At 44.1% G+C, this 18,623-nt stretch carries 9 protein-coding genes and 1 tRNA gene; 9 read left to right on the top strand and 1 reads right to left on the bottom strand.

The window, feature by feature from the left end:
- Positions 1-2: 2 nt before the first annotated feature.
- The 4 genes from ABDD95_RS11210 to ABDD95_RS11195 all read left to right on the top strand — a co-directional run bounded on the left by ABDD95_RS11210 (position 3) and on the right by ABDD95_RS11195 (position 7,207).
- Positions 3-74 (top strand) — tRNA-Cys (locus ABDD95_RS11210).
- A gap of 266 nt (positions 75-340) precedes the next feature.
- Positions 341-2,569, top strand: a complete 2,229-nt coding sequence (locus ABDD95_RS11205; protein WP_345951979.1) for a transferrin receptor-like dimerization domain-containing protein — start codon at positions 341-343, stop codon at positions 2,567-2,569.
- Between the two features lie 14 nt (positions 2,570-2,583).
- Entirely contained in the window at positions 2,584-5,715 is a 3,132-nt protein-coding gene (locus ABDD95_RS11200) for a TonB-dependent receptor (RefSeq protein WP_345951978.1), read from the top strand.
- Positions 5,716-5,725: 10 nt separating this feature from the next.
- Entirely contained in the window at positions 5,726-7,207 is a 1,482-nt protein-coding gene (locus ABDD95_RS11195; RefSeq protein ID WP_345951977.1) for a RagB/SusD family nutrient uptake outer membrane protein, read from the top strand.
- A gap of 497 nt (positions 7,208-7,704) precedes the next feature.
- Here the strand turns inward: ABDD95_RS11195 and ABDD95_RS11190 are convergent, their stop codons facing one another.
- On the bottom strand, positions 7,705-8,727 hold the full coding sequence (locus ABDD95_RS11190) for an LLM class flavin-dependent oxidoreductase (protein ID WP_345951976.1): 1,023 nt from the start codon (positions 8,725-8,727) through the stop codon (positions 7,705-7,707).
- A gap of 579 nt (positions 8,728-9,306) precedes the next feature.
- On the opposite strand from ABDD95_RS11190, the gene ABDD95_RS11185 reads away from it, so the two are divergent.
- From ABDD95_RS11185 to ABDD95_RS11165, 5 genes are all read left to right on the top strand, one after another.
- Positions 9,307-9,894: a sigma-70 family RNA polymerase sigma factor gene (locus tag ABDD95_RS11185; protein WP_345951975.1), complete on the top strand. Its 588-nt coding sequence runs from the start codon at positions 9,307-9,309 to the stop codon at positions 9,892-9,894.
- 102 nt (positions 9,895-9,996) lie between these two features.
- Positions 9,997-11,058, top strand: a complete 1,062-nt coding sequence (locus ABDD95_RS11180; protein WP_345951974.1) for a FecR family protein — start codon at positions 9,997-9,999, stop codon at positions 11,056-11,058.
- 232 nt (positions 11,059-11,290) lie between these two features.
- Positions 11,291-14,695 (top strand): TonB-dependent receptor, encoded by a 3,405-nt coding sequence (locus ABDD95_RS11175; RefSeq protein WP_345951973.1) that lies wholly within the window; start codon positions 11,291-11,293, stop codon positions 14,693-14,695.
- An 11-nt stretch (positions 14,696-14,706) separates the two neighbouring features.
- Positions 14,707-16,158 carry a RagB/SusD family nutrient uptake outer membrane protein gene (locus tag ABDD95_RS11170; protein ID WP_345951972.1) on the top strand — a complete coding sequence of 484 codons (1,452 nt, stop codon included), beginning with the start codon at positions 14,707-14,709 and terminating at the stop codon, positions 16,156-16,158.
- Between the two features lie 138 nt (positions 16,159-16,296).
- On the top strand, positions 16,297-18,612 hold the full coding sequence (locus ABDD95_RS11165) for a glycoside hydrolase family 3 C-terminal domain-containing protein (protein WP_345951971.1): 2,316 nt from the start codon (positions 16,297-16,299) through the stop codon (positions 18,610-18,612).
- Positions 18,613-18,623 lie beyond the last annotated feature (11 nt).

Raw genomic sequence — 18,623 nt, 5'->3', positions numbered from 1 at the left:
ATGGTGGAGTGGCCGAGCGGTTAGGTAGGGGTCTGCAAAACCTTGTACGGTGGTTCGAATCCATCCTCACACCTCATCATCGGGTTATTAAGTTTTTTTAGGCGCTGTAGGCAACCCGGTGGCATTATTTCAAAGCGCTAAGGCAATTTAAATGTATCTACAATTTTATGAATTTTAATTTTTATTCTAAAACCGGCTCTTTTAAACTAATAGCATGTATCCACTCTCCAAATGATGTTGCTTATACAAGCAACGGTTGCTGTTGATCTCGTCTTATTTATAGAGTAACCTTACCGATCCAGGTTCTCACCCTCTATTTTATTTAAATATAAATTTCTTTATGAAAAAAATAAGGATGCTGGCAGTGTTATGCTTTGCCGGTTATGCTACATCATACGCACAAAATACAAACATTAAGGGCTTTACGGCGGCAGCTGCAACTAAACAACTTCAGGCAGAAAAAGACTTTGATAAGCACATAAGTAATGTGCGTATTGGCCATAACATTAAAGAATTGGCTGCACGTCCTCACCATTTGGGCTCGCCCGGAGGAAAGGCCGTAGCACAAGCCGTTTTACAAAAGTTTAAAGAGTATGGATGGGATGCTCGTATAGAAACGTACCAAGTGTTGTTTCCAACGCCGAAAACGCGATTGCTTGAGCTTACTTATCCTACTCAATATACAGCAAAACTTAAGGAACCGGCTGTTGCCGAGGATGCCACATCAGGGCAGGAAGGGCAGTTGCCCACCTATAATGCCTGGGGAGCCGATGGTGATGTAACCGGCGAATTGGTATATGTGAATTACGGCTTGCCCGATGATTACGAGCAGCTTAACAAACTGGGCATTGATGTAAAAGGAAAAATAGTAATTGCCAAATATGGCCGCTCGTGGAGAGGTATTAAACCAAAAGTAGCTTATGAGCATGGAGCCATTGGCTGTATAATATATTCAGATCCTAAAGACGATGGTTTTTACCAGGGAGAGGTATACCCTAAAGGACCGTTCAAAAATGACCAGACCGTGCAGCGCGGCTCTGTGATGGATATGGTTATTTACCCCGGCGATCCTTTAACGCCGAATGTTGGCGCAACTGCAAAAGCCAAAAGATTAGACAAAAGCGAGGCGCAGACCATTTTAAAGATTCCGGTGTTACCTATTAGTTATGGTGATGCACAACCATTGCTCGCTGCGTTGGGTGGCCCGGTTGCACCGGCAGATTGGCGCGGAGCACTGCCCATTACTTATCATGTTGGCCCGGGCAAAGCAAAGGTTCATTTAAAAATAGAGCATAACTGGGATTTAGTGCCCGCCTACAACGTAATTGCCAAAATAAAGGGTAGCCAATTCCCAGAGCAATGGGTAATACGGGGCAATCACCACGATGCTTGGGTAAACGGCGCTGATGACCCCATAAGTGGTTTGGCTGCCCAATTGGAAGAAGCGAGGGCCATTGGCCTCTTGGTAAAAGCAGGCTACAAACCAAAACGCACGCTTGTTTATTGCGCTTGGGATGGCGAAGAACCATCGTTGCTCGGCTCAACAGAATGGGTGGAGGATCATGCTGTGGAGCTGAAAGAAAAGGCAGTAGCTTATATCAATTCCGATGGCAACAGCCGTGGCTTTTTGGGTGCCGGAGGTTCGCATGCGCTTGAGGTGTTCACCAGCGAAATTGCTAAAGACGTGATGGATCCACAAACCCGCGTAAGTGTTTTTGAACGTAAGCGGGCTAATGATGCCGTGCATGCTGTATCAGCCAAAGCGCAAAAAGCGATACTTAAGCAAGATACGCTCACGCTTTCGGCATTGGGCACGGGTTCTGATTATTCCGCGTTTTTACAGCATTTAGGCATCCCCACACTTAACTTGGGTTATGGTGGCGAAGACAGCGGAGGTGATTATCATTCCATTTATGACTCGTATGATGATTATGTGCGTTTTAAAGACAGCAGCTTTGTATATGGTGTTGCCCTGGCCCAAACAGCAGGCCGCGCCGTGTTGCGACTGGCCAATGCCGATGTGCTGCCGTTTGACTTTGTAACCCTAGGTAAAGTTATTAACCAGTACGAAGGTGAGGTAAAACAACTTACCGAACAGCTACGTGAAAAATACAATACCGAAAATCAGCTTATAAAAAGCAACAGTTACCAACTGGCTAATGATCCTAAGGATAAATCCATTTTACCCGTTGCGAAGCCAGAGGTACCCAGTTTTGATTTTGCAGCGTTTGATAACGCATTACAAAAGCTCAAGCAATTGGCAACTGCTCTAAATGGGGTAAGTGGCCAGGCATTAAAAGACGCTAAACTGGCTGCAAAATTCAACAACGCAGTTTACCAGGCCGAGAAAAGTTTACTTATTGCAGAAGGGCTTCCTAAGAGACCATGGTATCGTCACAGTATTTACGCGCCCGGTTTTTACACCGGTTATGGCGTAAAAACGCTCCCCGGCATAAGGGAGGCCATTGAACAGAATAACTGGGAAGAAGCCAGGCAACAAATAGCCGTAGCTACCAAGGCTATCGAACAGCTTAACACAAAACTTGGAAACATAACTCAAGTTCAATAACAACCTAATCAGATATGAAATATAAATTTTTACTGTTCATCTTCCTGGTAAGCTGGGTATCCTTTGCCCAAGCACAGGAACGCAAAATAAGCGGGACGGTAACGCAGGAGGGTAGTACACAACCCTTGCCCGGTGTAAACGTCAATGTCAAAGGACAAAAAAAGAACACACAAACCGACCCTGATGGTAAGTTTAGCATTAACCTGCAGAGCGGCGAAAATACGCTGGTGTTTACCTATGTAGGTTTTGAAACAAAAGAGATACCGGTAAGCGGTAATATATTATCTGTACAACTCAAAGCGGCCAACAATAATTTGAACGAAGTTGTTGTTGTAGCTTACGGTACGGCCAACAAGGCAACCTACGTTGGCTCGGCATCCGTTGTAAACGCTGCCGATCTTGAAAAACGGCAGGTATCCAACATCAGCCGTACCTTGCAGGGCGTTGTACCCGGTGTGCAGTCGGTGGCATCGGCCGGGCAGCCTGGTAGCGAAGCAACTATCCGGCTACGCGGTATAGGTTCCGTTAATGCCTCGAGCGATCCGCTATACGTGGTTGATGGTATTCCATACTCGGGAAATATCAATGCTATTAACACGGCCGATGTTGAGTCTATATCTGTACTGAAAGACGCCTCAGCAAGTGCACTTTACGGCTCGCGCGGTGCAAATGGTGTAATTATTATCACTACTAAACGCGGTAAGTACAATGCTAAGCCTACCGTAACTTTAAACGCTAATACCGGCTTTTCCTCACGTGCGGTTAAGGATTACGATTTTGTAAATACGAACGATTATTTCCAGTTGCAATGGGAAGCGCTACGCAATAATCAGCTCGATCAAGGTAAGACGGCTCAACAAGCTGCTCAGTTTGCCAGTACAGAGCTGGTAAGTAATCTTAAAATCAATCCTTACGGCTCCGCATTTCCTACACCGGTAGGGTTAGATGGCAAAATTGTACCGGGCGCAGTACCTCTGTGGAATGATGACTGGAGCAAATCATTAAGCCGTACCGGCATCAGGCGGCAGGTTGACTTGGGCATAAGCGGTGGTAGTGCAGACTCTCGCTACTTTGTTTCGGGTGGATACCTGGACGATAAAGGCTTTATTGTAGGTTCACATTTTAGAAGATACAATGCCCGAGTAAACTACAATACAAAAGTAAATAAGTGGTTTGAAGCAGGCGTAAATGTAGCTGCGTCAAGCACCAATCAGGATTCTCCCCCACAAACCGATAGTGACCAGGGTAACTTTGCCAATTTCGGGCGCCTTGTAGCAGACATTTACCCGGTTTATGAGCGTAATGCCGATGGTTCTTACAGGCTTGATGCGGCAGGTAATCGCATTTACGACTTCGGTAACTACCGACCCAGTGCTGCCGCTACTGGTAACAACTTGCTGGGTATAGCCGATCTAAATACCTACAACAGCAAACAGGATGCGTTAATACTACGCGGAAATTTACAGTTCAATATTACAGACGGATTAAAATTAAAAAGCAGCGTTAACACCGATTACAATAACCGTAGCGGCTTATCGTACACAAATCCTATTTATGGTTCAGGTATAACCGGTGGCGGATCGGTAAGTAAAAATGCTGCACGTACAGTAGGCTATACCATAAATAATCTGCTCGATTATACGTTTAACGTAGCCAATGCACACCATTTTAATGTGCTGGCAGGGCAGGAAGTATATGTGCTCAACATATCAGCCCTATCGGGAAGCCGTAGTAACTTTGGTTTTGCCGATAAGCAAGAGCCTGCAGCAGCATCCCTGTTAAACAGCTTCACCGGCACTTCAGACGAATACAAACTGGCAAGCTTTTTAGGTAAGCTAGACTATAACTTCAATCAGCGCTACTATTTTTCAGCCAGTTTCCGCCGCGATGGTTCGTCAAGATTCAGTCCGCAATCAAGGTGGGGTAATTTCTGGTCGTTGGGTGCATCATGGAATGCCAAATCAGAAAACTTTTTGAAAAATGTGTCATGGTTGAACACTTTTACGGTGCGCAGCAGTTACGGTGCACAGGGTAATGATAACCTTGGCAGATACTATGCCTACCAGGACCTGTACTCTATTTACAATAGCTTGGGGCAGGCGGGCCTGGTTACATCAAGATTGCCGACGCCGGGTTTGAAATGGGAAACCAATTTGAACTTTAACGCCGGTATAGACTTTGCCGTATTTAATAACCGTATCAGCGGTACGTTCGAGGTATATCAGCGTCGTTCTAAAGACTTACTATTTAGTCGTCCTTTAGCACCGTCATTAGGCTACACTGCCATCGATGACAACATTGGGTCATTGCGTAACAACGGCTACGAGGGGCAAATTAATCTAGTGCCTATAGTAAGCAAGGATGTTAAATGGACCGTTGGCTTTAACTTTGGTCACTATAACAACAAGATTACCAAACTTCCTCAAAAGGAAATCATATCTGGTAATGTTGGACAATTAGGGTCAACTAAAAAGCTTACGGTAGGCAGCTCTGTATATGACTTTTATATCCGTGAGTGGGCCGGGGTAAACCCAGCAAACGGAAAACCGCTTTGGTATAAAAACACTTACACAACCGATGCCTCAGGTAACCGCACCGTAAGTGGCCGTACTACAACCAGTGTGTATGCCGAAGCTGATCAATACTTTTCGGGAAGCGCGCTTCCGAAATTATACGGCGGTGTGAATACCACTATCAGGTACAAACAATTTGAGCTGTATGCCTTAGTTGCTTACAACATTGGCGGTAAAATATTGGATTTAGATGAGGTAATGATTTTGCATACCGGCGAAAATACAGGCCGTACCTGGAGCACCGAGATACTTAACCGTTGGACACCCCAAAACACTGTTACCGATGTGCCACGCTTAACTACTACTGCAACAAATTGGAATAGTATATCAACCCGTTTTTTACATGATGCCAGTTATGCGCGTTTAAAAAACGTGAGTCTTGCCTACAACCTGCCCGAAAAGTGGGCAACACGCATTGGCCTTAAAAATGTGAGGGTTTACGGAAGAGGTGAAAACTTATACACCTTGTACAATCATAAGGGGATGGACCCTGAACAAGCTGTTGATGGTGTTACCTTCTACCGTTACCCTGCTCAAAAAACTTACACCTTTGGTTTAGACCTTTCATTTTAATTAGCTCGTTATGAAACTACGCTATAATAATATTATTAAGATGCTTTTTGTGGCTGCTGTATTAACCTTATCAGCCTGCAAAGACGACTTTTTTGAAACCTCCCCGTCCGGCGATTTAACCGGCAGTGAAACCTATGCATCAACCAAAAATATTGATGCGTTATTTAACGGAACGCTGCGCTATATGATGGAGACTAGCACCTCGCAAGACAATCCGGGCCTATCGGCCATTACCCTTACACATGAAGTAATGGGTGATGACGCTATAGCACGTGATGGAGTATATGGCTTTCGTGATTCATATCCTTACCGCGATCCATTTGATAATACCACAAGGAGGGCCCTTTTCTTTTGGAGTTTTCAGTATAAAGTAATTGATAACTGCAACAACATATTGGCCAATGTTGCTGCAGCAAGCGGTACGGATGCAGAGCGCCAGTACCTCAAAGGACAGGCTCTTGCACTGCGTGGCTTTGTTTACCTAAATTTAGTAAGGCAATACCAATTTACGTATGCGAAGGATAAGAACGCCAAAGCTGTTCCCATTTACACCGAGCCAACCAGCCCATCATCAGTACCTAAAGCCCGGGCTACAGTTGAGCAGGTTTATAACCAGATAATAAGCGACTTAACGCAAGCCGAAACTTTGCTTAACGGCTTTGTACGTAAAGTAAAAAACCGCCCAGATGCTAACGTGGTTAAGGGTTTGCTTGCCCGTACTTACCTTACTCAGGAAAACTGGACGTTGGCTGCTGCTAAAGCACGTGAGGCTCGTACAGGGTATAATATTATGGAAGCTACTCAATATACCCAGGGCTTTAACGATGTGAGCAATGTTGAATGGATATGGGGGCATCCGCAACAAGCCGATCAAAATTTAGGAGGAGCTTCTTACTTTGCTTACATCGACGTTACTCCGGCTGCCGGTTATCGTTCTATCATGCCTGATCCATACTTCCGACAATTATTTGCCGATGGTGACATTCGCAAAACATTATTTGAGACAGTTACCGTATCAACAGATCCTATGTACCGCTGGATCAAGTATAAAAAGTTTGTAAATAAGGCTGATCAATCAGGCCATATCGTATTAATGCGCTCTTCAGAAATGGCGCTAATTGAGGCTGAGAGCAAAGCCCGGTTAAATGATCTTACCGGAGCTATAGCAGCACTTAACGAAGTTAGGATAAAGCGTAACCTACCCGTTGCTGTGGCGGCCAACTTCAATCAAACAACTTTAATAGAGGAGATATTGACCGAACGTCGCCGCGAGTTATGGGGAGAAGGTTTCCGCTTGTATGATTTATTGCGCTTGCAGCGTGCACCTGTAAGAAGGGAATCAACAGAGACGGTACGCATCGGTGCGGCAGACGTGCCAATTAAAGGGCATTACGTTTTAAAATTCCCTGATAACAGCAACCTGGTACCAAACAGTATTTACTACCTTTTTCCTATCCCGGTAAATGAAATTAACACTAATCCAAATCTGTAGGTGCAATACAACTACACGCATGAAAAACTGTTCGCAAGTTTTTATGCTGAGTAAGCGGTTTGCAAATCAATAAGCTCTTCCTTAAATGGTATGTTAAAAAGTATTTGAGGTGATTTGAGCAGGGGTGACAATGTAGTACGAAAGTAGAACATTGTCGCCCTTTTTATTTGAGGTGCGTTTAGATATACTGTTATTGAATTTATTTTGAACCGGTTTTGAGCTGTTAAATACCTTACATCCAAATTAAAAAAGCACACCTATTTCTGTAATGCAGGTTATTTCCCGATTCAAGGTTCACGTGAGGTGTTTTCTCCATGAAAACCGTTTTCATGCTAACTATTTGAAAAGTGTCGTCTGTAACAAAAAAGGGTATTTAGTGACGTAGCATTCCGTTAAACCGCCCACACTCAGTCAGCGGCACGTCTAAATTTGTGATTGATTTTTATTAATGTTAGCTGAACGGTTCTGTACCTATATCGCTAAAAAATGCTTGCTTGTTAACGCCAACCCAATCCCGGAGCTACATGCTTTAAAATCGCTGACAGCACATGCACATTGTAATCGACACCCAATGTGTTTGGAATTGTTAAAAGTAGCGTATCTGCTTCTTGGATGGCTTCATCTTTAGCCAGTTCTTCAATGAGTTTACCCGGTTCAGCGGCATAACTTTTTCCAAAAATTGCCCGCTTGTCACTTTCTATATAGCCGAAACTATCAGCCGCCTTACCTTGCTGGCCAAAGTAATATCGGTCTTGGTCAGTTACAAGCGCAAAAATAGACCGACTTACCGAAACACGTGGTTCACGTTCATGTCCTGCTTTTTTCCAAGCTTCTTTATACAATCTGATTTGTTCTGCCTGCTGGATATGAAAAGGCTTACCAGTTTCATCAAACTTTAAGGTTGAACTTTGAAGGTGCATGCCATTTTCGGCCGCCCAAATGGCAGTTGCGTTCGATGCAGCCCCCCACCAAATGCGTTCCCGCAATCCTTCAGCATAGGGCTCCAGACGCAACAATCCCGGCGGATTGGGAAACATTGGGTATGGGTTAGGCTCGGCAAATCCGGCTCCCTCTAGTTTATTTAAAAAATCAAGCGCTTTTTTGCGCCCCATATCTGCGTCCGTTTCACCATCGGCAGGTTCGTATCCGAAATGACGCCAGCCGTCAATCACCTGCTCCGGTGATCCCCTGCTTATTCCTAACTGCAACCGGCCACCCGAAATCAGGTCTGCAGCACCAGCGTCTTCCACCATATACATCGGATTTTCATAGCGCATATCGATCACGCCAGTTCCGATCTCTATTTTACTTGTTTTAGCACCAATAGCCGATAGCAAAGGAAATGGCGATGCCAATTGAGCCGCAAAGTGATGGACGCGAAAATAGGCGCCATCTAAACCAAGCTCCTCGGCCGCAACAGCCAGGTCGATGGACTGAAGCAACGTGTCGCCTGCTGTCCGAGTTTGGTAAGCAGGATGGTTAGACCAATGTCCAAACGATAAAAATCCAATTTTCTTCATTCTATTACAAAGCTACTGAATAGCAAACTCAAATGGTATCAGCGGAAAGTCAATGTTTGTTGTCTTATGTTGTATCGTTCAAAAGCAGCGCTTCTCAATCTGTAAATAGTATGATAAATGCGTCTTACTTCGTATCGGGACCGTCTCTTTTATGAATCAATTCATACAAGTAAGGAGATTGGTGAAAGGATAACCGGCTATCCTGACCGATGTGAAGAACATAAACAACCGGACATAAGTGGTTATATCAATGGCTATACATCATCGTAAATTTGCTGTCAATCTTTTAAGTGGTTATTAGGGGAAATAATGACTAATCGCATTAAAGGAGAACCTTCTGTTTTCAGGAAAAATGCAAAAACAATCTACTGTTTCCTTGTCATGCTCGAAAATTTGAACTGAGCTATTTGCGCTGGAGGACCTTCCAAGCAACCTGATCAGTTTTTGTAGTTGTTTAAAAATGTGCATAAAGCCGCTTTTCTAAATTTTTTTTTTAGATTTATTTATCTTAACATCGGCTCAGTAAACCTAAGGCACCTGCAAGGGTGTCACAACATGCAGGTAAATACATTTGTGTAAATGGAAATTGATGAGATAAATTTTGCAGATACAGAACTGTGGAACCTTTTTAGATCGGGCGACGAGTTAGCTTACACAAAGCTGATGAACAAATATACTCGCCTCATGTATAATTATGGGTATCGGTTTTGTCAGGACGCAGATTTAATCAAAGATTGTGTACAGGAAGTCTTCCTTGAATTGTGGAAGAAACGGACTCGCATAAATTCAACTCCATCGGTCAAATGGTACCTTTTCAAATCGTTGAGGCTAAGAATATTCCGTGACCAGCCCGGTTGGCAAAGAAACGAGGAACTCGAAGATGGTTATAACTTTGTGGTTGAATTTAACATTGAGTCGCAGCTTATTGAGGCCTCAGGGCTGCAAGAGCAATCATCAAAAATAACAGCGGCTTTAAATAACCTGCCACCCCGGCAGCGAGAAATTTTATATCTACGATTTTACGAAGGTTTAGATTTCGAACAGATATCAGAACTGATGGGTATCAGCCGTCAATCAGTTCATAATTTATTGCAAAAGGCTTATAAAAGCTTCCGCGCCGAATGGGCAATCATTCTCCTTACCGCAGCCGTTATTTTTTATAACTGATATTCAATGGTTTATAGATAATCTTAAATTTTCCTGTAATCTGAAGGGTAATTAAGATTTCCTTATTGCTTATTGCATAAAAACCAGTTCAAACCTCACTTCATGACCCCATATGAGCATTACGAAGTCGAAGACTTCATGCAGGACGAATTTTTTATAGAATGGGTATTGCACCCTAGCGAAAACAGCAACGCTTTTTGGTCGGGTTGGCTGATGCACAACCCAGACCGGCAACCTGTTTTGGAAAGGGCGCGCGCAATTGTAAGCAGTATCACTGTTAAACCAGTAGCAAGAGAACTGGCAGATACTGAAGTGCGAAGTATTATTGACCATGTAAGGTTAAACGGTTTTAAAACAGAGCAACCCGTACCAACTATCAAAATATCTCGTACCGGGTGGTTTCAGGCCGCTGCGGTTATTTTAATATGCTTTACTGCTGCACTGCTGATCTATCGCCAGGTAAATGTAAAACACGTGCTGTCACAAACCAACAACGAATATATACAGGTAAGCAACCAATCTAATCAATCTAAGTTGGTCCGGATGAACGATGGTAGCCTGGCGGTACTGCATCCGGCTTCTGTATTACGTTATCCCTCGCGTTTTAATGGCAGCTCGAGAAATGTCTATCTCAGTGGGGAAGCATTTTTTGAGGTGCATAAAAATCCCCGGAAGCCGTTTTTAGTACATAGCCAGAATATGATTACCCGGGTGTTGGGCACAAGTTTTACAGTGCGGGCCTTCAAAAATGAAAACGCCTTCAAAGTAATTGTTAATACCGGCAAAGTGATGGTTTATGCAGACAAGCAGCAAGCTCATAAAATTAATGCAAAGTCGGTTATGTTGCTTCCAAATCAAGAAGTAACGTTTGACCATAACCAAATAGTACTCAAAAAAGATACATTACAGACCCCGCTGTTGTTATCTAAAGAGGTGGCTACGCATAAGTTTACTTTTAATAATGCCCCGCTTAGCCAAATCATAGCCAGATTGAACGAAGCATACGCTATTCACATTGTATATGATCAGGAAAGATTGGGAAATCAAACGCTAACCGCATCGCTGTCTGATTTGCCGCTTGATGAAAAGGTAAAATTGATTTGTAAGGCGATCAATGCACAGTGCAGCTTCGATGGGGGACAAATAAAGATACTCAACCCATAACTAACCAAGATTAAACGCTAACCCAAATTATGAACAGAGCAATAACCTATTTCTAAAAAAAAGCTGACCGGAAGTACGTCAATACCTCCGGTCAGTAATTAAGCCCTAAAATGATTCACAGCCATTTAATGAGCAGCCGCAGAGCGACCGCATGGGCATTTTGTGTCGAGTTAATAACGAATTAATAACCCAAATCAAAACTATGAAATTTAAACCTGTACTTGTAAAAATTATGAAAATAACATTTTTACAGCTTACACTCCTTTTGTCTGTGCTGGCCAGTGCGATGGCGAGGGAGGTACGGGCTCAGGCGATACTTAAGCAAACAACTTCGCTGAATGAAACCAATGTGACGTTAAACGACGTTTTGAAAAAGCTGGAGAGAGAATATAAGATCAACTTTGTTTACAGCACTCAACTTGTAGACGTAAGTAAGCGCGTAAACGTTTTTGCACAACAGCGTCCTTTAGAAGAAGTGCTTGAGCAAACATTAAAGCCCCTATCGCTCATATTTGAAGCATCGGGCGACGTGATTGTAATCAGAAAGCTTAAATCAGAGGCTTCAGTTTCGGCACAATCAACCACAGCAAGCCGCCTTGTGCAGTCGGTAACCGGTAAGGTGGTCGATGAAAAAACAGGGCAGCCATTGTCGGGTGTGACAGTTAAAGTTAAGGGAAGTACCACAGGGGCCACTACCAATGTTAACGGCATCTACAACGTCACAGTAAACGATCCTTCAGCAACGCTCTTGTTTAGCTTTGTTGGTTATGAAGAACAGGAAAAGTTGGTAGGGCAGTCAACCATTATTAATGTTGTACTGCGTGAAAAAGACAGCAAACTTAATGAGGTAGTTGTGATTGGCTATGCATCCGAAAAAAAGAGTCAGGTAACGGGCGCTATTAGCAGCATTAAAGCTAAAGATCTTCAGGATCAGCAGTTCACCCGCTTTGACGATGCGCTTCGCGGCCAAGTAGCCGGTGTAAATGTTATTCAAAGCTCTGGAGCACCCGGCTCAACACCTACGGTAAAGATAAGGGGAACCACTTCTATTAATAGCAGCAACCCGCTTTACGTTATTGATGGAATAGTGATAGACAATGGCGGGCTGGATAACATCAATCCTGCCGACATTGAATCCATTGATGTACTTAAGGATGCATCCGCTGCAATATACGGATCGCGCGCCTCTGCAGGTGTAGTTATTGTAACCACAAAAAAGGGCAAATTAGGTGTGCCGCAACTTACGTACAATGGTTATTATGGCGTTCAGAACTCTATCAAGCGGCTTAAGCTGGCAAATGCCACACAATATGCCGATCTGCGCAACCAGGCATTAACCAATGACGGCAAAGCAGCAGCTTTTGCTAATACTGCTGCTTTAGGCGATGGCACCGACTGGCAAGATGTTTTGTTTGGTAAAAATGTGCCGATACAGAATCATAATCTTAGCATAAGCGGCGCTAATGACAAAGCGAGCTATTATACATCTTTTGGTTACCTCGGCAACAGGGGAGTGGCCGCACCTTCCATCGCCAATTATCAGCGGTTAAATTTAGCCCTTAACACCAGTTATAAGGTGGCAAGTTGGCTAACTATCGGCGAAAACCTTAATATTGCTACTTCCAAAAGTCAGTTGGCTTTAAGTACAAACACCATTGGTGCTAACGGCCCTCTCAGTTCTGCTATATTATTAGATCCTATTACACCTGTTGTTGTTACCGACATCAATGCGCAGCCTAATGCAACCGTTTATAAAAATAATGCGCAGTACATCGTTTACAATGATCAGGGCCAGCCTTACGGCATATCCCCTTATATACAGAATGAGGCTGCCAACATAGCTGCCTATGTGGCTGTTAACCAGGGTAATTACTCGTGGGCTACCAACCTGATCGGTAATACATATGTTGAACTGAGACCGGTTACGGGCCTTACACTTCGTTCCCAAATTAGTATAAAAGCAGCTTACTACGGCGGCAACTCATTTACGCCAATGTACTTTTTCTCGTCAAGCTCTAATAATATCACTGCAACAGTTCAAAATTTGAGTAGCAGTCGCAACGCTACACTGAACTGGGACAATACAGCAACCTATAGCCGCAAGTTTGGTCAGCACAGTGCTACTTTGCTTGTAGGTACAAGCATGCAAAACCAGAACGGACACGGCTTAAGCGGTGCGTTTACTGGAGAACCAGTTAACACCTTTGCCGAAGCCTCACCCAACTTTTCGCTTGCAGCAGCTAACAAGGTAGCTAACGGCAGCGATAACCAGCCTTATAAATTGGCTTCTATTTTTGGCCGGGCCAGCTATAATTACGCTGAAAAATACCTGTTAGACGTTACCTTACGCCGCGATGGATCTTCAAAGTTCGGACAAACTAATCAGTATGGTGTTTTTCCATCTGCCGGCTTAGGTTACATTATTTCAAAAGAACCGTTTTTCCCGAAAGACAATTTTGTCGATTTTCTTAAACTGCGTGCATCTTATGGAGTATTGGGTAATGAACAATCGTTGGGCCTGTTCCAGTATACATCAGTGATTGGTAGCGGCAGTAATTACCTGTTTGGCAATAGTGTCGCTAATATCGGGTACCGCCCTAACGGGTTGTCAAATCCAGATCTGAAATGGGAGCAGGTTAAAATTACAAATCTTGGGCTGGATGCTGTAATGTTCGGCTCATTGAACGTATCGGTAGAAGCTTACCGCAAGCTAACTGAAGGTATGCTTCAACAAATTGTTCTTCCTAATTATATTGGCACCTCTTCTAACCCTTATGCCAATATTGGTAACCTCGAAAATAAGGGAATTGAATTGAGCCTGAGCTATGCTAACAAAATAGGCAAGTTCAGCTATAGTGCGGGCGGCAACATATCTTACAATAAGAATGTAGTAACCTATTTAGGCACAACGCAGTACTATACCAATGGTAATCTTCGTGGCACAAGTTATGAATTGGAACGTACCTCCGTGGGCCAGCCATTTCAGTCATATTACGGTTTTGTAGAGCAAGGCGTTTTTCATTCGCAGGCGGATGTAAATGCTTACAACAATGCGGCTGGTGCGCTCATACAGCCTAATGCCAAGCCCGGCGATTTTAAATGGAGCGACATTAATGGCGACGGTAAAATAGATGCAAACGACCGTACTTACCTGGGTAATTCGATTGCGCCGTATACTTATGGTGTTAACCTTACCGCGGCTTACAATCACTTCGATTTCAGGCTTTTTGGGCAAGGCGTTTGGGGAAATAAGTTGTTCCAGGATACGCATCGCCCGGATTACCCTACCGCTAACTATCGTATAGAAGCGCTTAACGCATGGTCGGTATCAAATCCCGACAGCAATTATCCGCGCTTGTCTGATGTAGATCCTAACAACAACTTTAAGAATCCTTCTAACTTTTTTCTTCAAAGCGGCGCTTATTTCCGTCTAAAGACCTTGCAATTAGGTTATTCGTTGCCTCAGGATGTGCTTAATAAGATACATATGAAGCGCAGCCGGATTTTTGTAAGCAGCAATAATCTATTTACCATAACCAAGTATACCGGTTATGACCCCGAGATTGCCGGTGGCATAGATTCCTCGATTTATCCTCAGGCGCGCACATTTATGGTTGGTTTAGACATTACCCTTTAATTGTAAATATCATGAAAATTCGCAATTTAAAACTCATTATAGCACTGGTTGGCGTAACAGTGGCCATCACGTCTTGCAAAAAATACTTAGATACAAAGCCGGTAGGCCAATACCTTGCAGTAAATTATTATAAGAACCCATCCGAAGCATATGCTGGTTTAGTAGCTTGCTACAGTCCGCTCAACAGCGGTGAAGGCGGTATATTACTGGCGCTGAACGCAGGGTCAGACGATTGCTATGCCGGAGGAGGTAGTTCTACAGACAACCCGGTTGCTCAGGCTTTCAGTAATTTTAATCTGATGAATTCAGCTAATTCGATTGGTAGCACTTTTTGGAATCCCCTTTACGCAGGTATCTACAATTGCAACGTTAGCCTTTCGCAGCTGCCAACCGTCCCGGGGATGACCGCTGATTCGCTAAAGCGTTATACGGCCGAGTCTAAATTTCTGCGGGCTTATTATTACTTTGATCTGGTGAGGACGTTTAAAAACGTACCGCTCATTCTCAAGCCACTAACCTCATCCGAAGTATATGATCAGCCCCAGGCTACTCCGGAAGCAGTTTACGCACAAATAGAAAGCGACCTCAACGCTGCTATCGCCGACTTGCCTGTCAAAATCCCCGCAACCCAAAACGGGCGTGTTACGCAAGGAGCTGCCAAGGCGCTTTTAGGCAAAGTTTTCCTTTTTGAAAAAAAGTGGACGCAGGCTGCAGAAATGCTGGCGCAGGTTAACGGAACGCCCGGAGGCAGCAATAGTTACGGTTATAAATTGCAAGCAAACTTTGCCAGTCTTTTCGATCAAACCAATAAATTCAACAGTGAGTCTATCTTTGAAATACAGCAGTCCAATACTATCTCGGGCTGGGCAAATTGGTATAGCAGGTATATCGGTCCGCGTTCATCCAGCCTTCCTGTAATTTTTAGTGGCGGCTATGGTTTCGAGGTGGTGACATTGAACCTTGTTAATGCAATAAAGAACGATCCGCGGTACCCAGCCACTGTTATCAACGCAGATAGTATTGCAAAGGCTACCAATACAAGTTACTCTCCCGGCTATCAAAACACCGGTTACTTTACCCGTAAGTACGCGCCAATGGCAGCAAGTTTTAACAGTTATGGAGAGGGGTATGATTACATTATTATCCGGTTGGCAGACACCTACCTGATGGAGGCGGAAGCACTGGTACAAGCCGGTACAAACACTACACGTGCCCAGGCACTGCTTGATGCCGTTCGCGCCCGTATAAAACTGGTGTCGATTCCGGCCACATTAACTAACATCTATACCGAGCGAAGACTTGAACTGGCTCAGGAAGGGCACCGTTGGTATGATCTGGTTAGAACCGGACAAGCACCAACCGTGCTGGCCTTTAAGAACTTTACAGCTGGAAAAAATGAAATTCTTCCAATCCCACTCGGAGATCTAAATAACACCAAGCTAAAGCAAAATCCTGGGTACTAACTATTTTTAATACTTTTTTTTCTAAATGCCTGATTTATAGCATCAAAAAATCACAGCATTTGATAAACAACACACTTTGTATACAAGGTGCACGCCACTGTATTGATTGGCCGTGTCCATTATTTTATTCCTCTTTTCATGTCTGAACAAAAAAACAGCCTTTGCCGGTATTGGCTAATATTGGCTTTCATAAGTTCGCTATGCACAAATATCGATGCAAGCGCGCAAACCACCTCTGCACAAAAGCCGGTGCCTCAACTAGGAAAAAATCCTATTGACGAAGTTATTGCGGCAATGACGCTGCAAGAAAAAGCGCTAATGGTAATTGGAGGTGGGCGGACAGGTACCGGCATTGACCTAGGCGATGGTTCAATGATAGGCCGTACCGAATCTCGTGTCCCTGGGGCAGCAGGATGCTCCAATGCTATTCCGCGGTTAGGCATACCGGCTATTGTGTTACCCGATGGCCCAGCCGGCGTACGTATTGATGTTAAGCGTAAAAACGATCCTAAATCTTATTACGCTACAGCCTTTCCATCGGCCACTACGCTGGCATCTACCTGGGACACCGCTTTGGTGAAAAAGGTAGGGAAAGCGTTCGGAAACGAAGTGCTGGAATATGGTGCTGATATTATTTTGGCGCCGGCTGTTAATATTCACCGCAACCCGCTTGGCGGGCGCAACTTTGAATACTATTCTGAAGATCCTGTGCTTGCCGGTAATATTTCTGCTGCCATTATTAACGGCATGCAGAGTAATGGCGTAGGCACTTCCATTAAGCATTTTGTAGCCAATAATCAGGAGACTAACCGTGCCATCATTAATGAGATGATTACTGAAAGGGCTCTGCGCGAAATTTATCTGAAGCCTTTTGAAATAGCTATAAAAAAATCTCAACCATGGACGGTGATGTCGTCCTATAACTTGGTAAATGGCGTACATACGGCCGAACGTAGCGATTTAATTACCAGTATCTTGCGCGACGAATGGGGCTTTAAGGGCTATGTTATGACTGACTGGGGAGGGATGGCTAAAGATATTATTGCCCAAATGAATGCCGGAAATGATGTGATTATGCCTGGCAATGCGGGCCAGGTAAGGCGGATTGTCTCTGCAGTTGAGCATGACTCGCTGAGTGTGGAAGTGCTCAACCGTAATGTAAAACATGTGCTTAACATTATTGTAAACTCGCCCACTTTTAGAAAATACAGCTATTCTGGAGCGCCCGATCTCAAAGCTCATTCGTTAGTTTCGAGAGAGGCTGGAGCGGATGGTATTGTATTACTTAAAAATCATCTGGGTACGCTGCCTTTAAACGTTTCGGCAAAGAACATCGCACTATTGGGAAATATGAGTTACTCAACAATTGCCGGTGGTACAGGTAGCGGCGATGTAAATAAAGCCCATACCATTTCGCTGGCTCAAGGCCTGTTTAACGCTGGCTTTATACCGGAAGCCAACTTTGTTGCTACTTATAATACGTATGTGTCTGATTGGCGGAAGCGTTACCGTGAGCTGGACCTTACTGACGAACAGTTGGCCACCCTGGCCGAAAAATGCGATGTTGCATTGCTTACTATTGCCCGCAACAGCGGAGAAACCAAGGACCGCAGCCTGGACACTAATTATAAATTAAAACCGGCAGAATTATCGCTAATTGATCGTACAGCCACGGCTTTCCACAAACTTGGAAAAAAACTGGTTATCGTATTAAACATATGCGCGCCGATTGATACCAAAACCTGGCGGGATAAAGCAGATGCTATTTTGTTGGCCTGGCAGCCTGGCCAGGAAGCGGGCGATGCCATGGCCGATGTGCTGACCGGTAGGGTAAACCCATCCGGCAAACTCGTGGATACCTTTGCAGAAAACTACGAAGACGTGCCCTCTGCCCGTGATTTCCCTGGAATGAATACTGAAAACACCGAGCAGATAAGTTACAAAGAAGGTATTTATGTGGGATATCGTTATTACGATACATTCAAAATTAAACCGGCATATGAATTTGGATATGGCATGTCCTATACCAACTTTAAAATCAGTCCGGTAAAGCTTTCGCAATCCACCGTCGAAAAAGTGTTCACTGCACAAGTTACAGTTACTAACACCGGTAAAGTTGCAGGTAAAGAAGTATTGCAGGTTTACATAGCTGCGCCGGTTCCATCAATTGCTAAGCCTGCCCAGGAACTTAAAGATTTTGCAAAGACCAGATTGTTGCAACCCGGCGAGTCCCAAACGATAACATTTACCGTTCCGGTTAGCAGTTTAGCGTCTTTTCATAACGATAAGAACGCATGGATTGCAGATGCTGGCTTGTACCAACTTAAAATAGGCACTTCATCAAGACAAATAAGGCAGCAAAGTACATTTAAAATTCGCAATCAAGTAATTACGGAGCGTGTCCACAGTGTAATGCATCCACCAATAAAAGTGGCTGTTTACAATGCCCAATAACACCGTACAAA

Origin of the sequence: Mucilaginibacter sp. PAMB04274 (genome assembly GCF_039634385.2) — a bacterium.
GTDB lineage: Bacteria > Bacteroidota > Bacteroidia > Sphingobacteriales > Sphingobacteriaceae > Mucilaginibacter.
This window is presented reverse-complemented; position numbering and strand designations above follow the sequence as displayed.

Coding starts and splice junctions, on each gene's coding strand:
- ABDD95_RS11195 (WP_345951977.1), top strand. CDS start 5,726: ATGAAACTACGCTATAATAATATTATTAAGATGCTTTTTGTGGCTGCT.
- ABDD95_RS11205 (WP_345951979.1), top strand. CDS start 341: ATGAAAAAAATAAGGATGCTGGCAGTGTTATGCTTTGCCGGTTATGCT.
- ABDD95_RS11170 (WP_345951972.1), top strand. CDS start 14,707: ATGAAAATTCGCAATTTAAAACTCATTATAGCACTGGTTGGCGTAACA.
- ABDD95_RS11165 (WP_345951971.1), top strand. CDS start 16,297: ATGTCTGAACAAAAAAACAGCCTTTGCCGGTATTGGCTAATATTGGCT.
- ABDD95_RS11200 (WP_345951978.1), top strand. CDS start 2,584: ATGAAATATAAATTTTTACTGTTCATCTTCCTGGTAAGCTGGGTATCC.
- ABDD95_RS11185 (WP_345951975.1), top strand. CDS start 9,307: ATGGAAATTGATGAGATAAATTTTGCAGATACAGAACTGTGGAACCTT.
- ABDD95_RS11180 (WP_345951974.1), top strand. CDS start 9,997: ATGACCCCATATGAGCATTACGAAGTCGAAGACTTCATGCAGGACGAA.
- ABDD95_RS11175 (WP_345951973.1), top strand. CDS start 11,291: ATGAAAATAACATTTTTACAGCTTACACTCCTTTTGTCTGTGCTGGCC.
- ABDD95_RS11190 (WP_345951976.1), bottom strand. CDS start 8,727: ATGAAGAAAATTGGATTTTTATCGTTTGGACATTGGTCTAACCATCCT.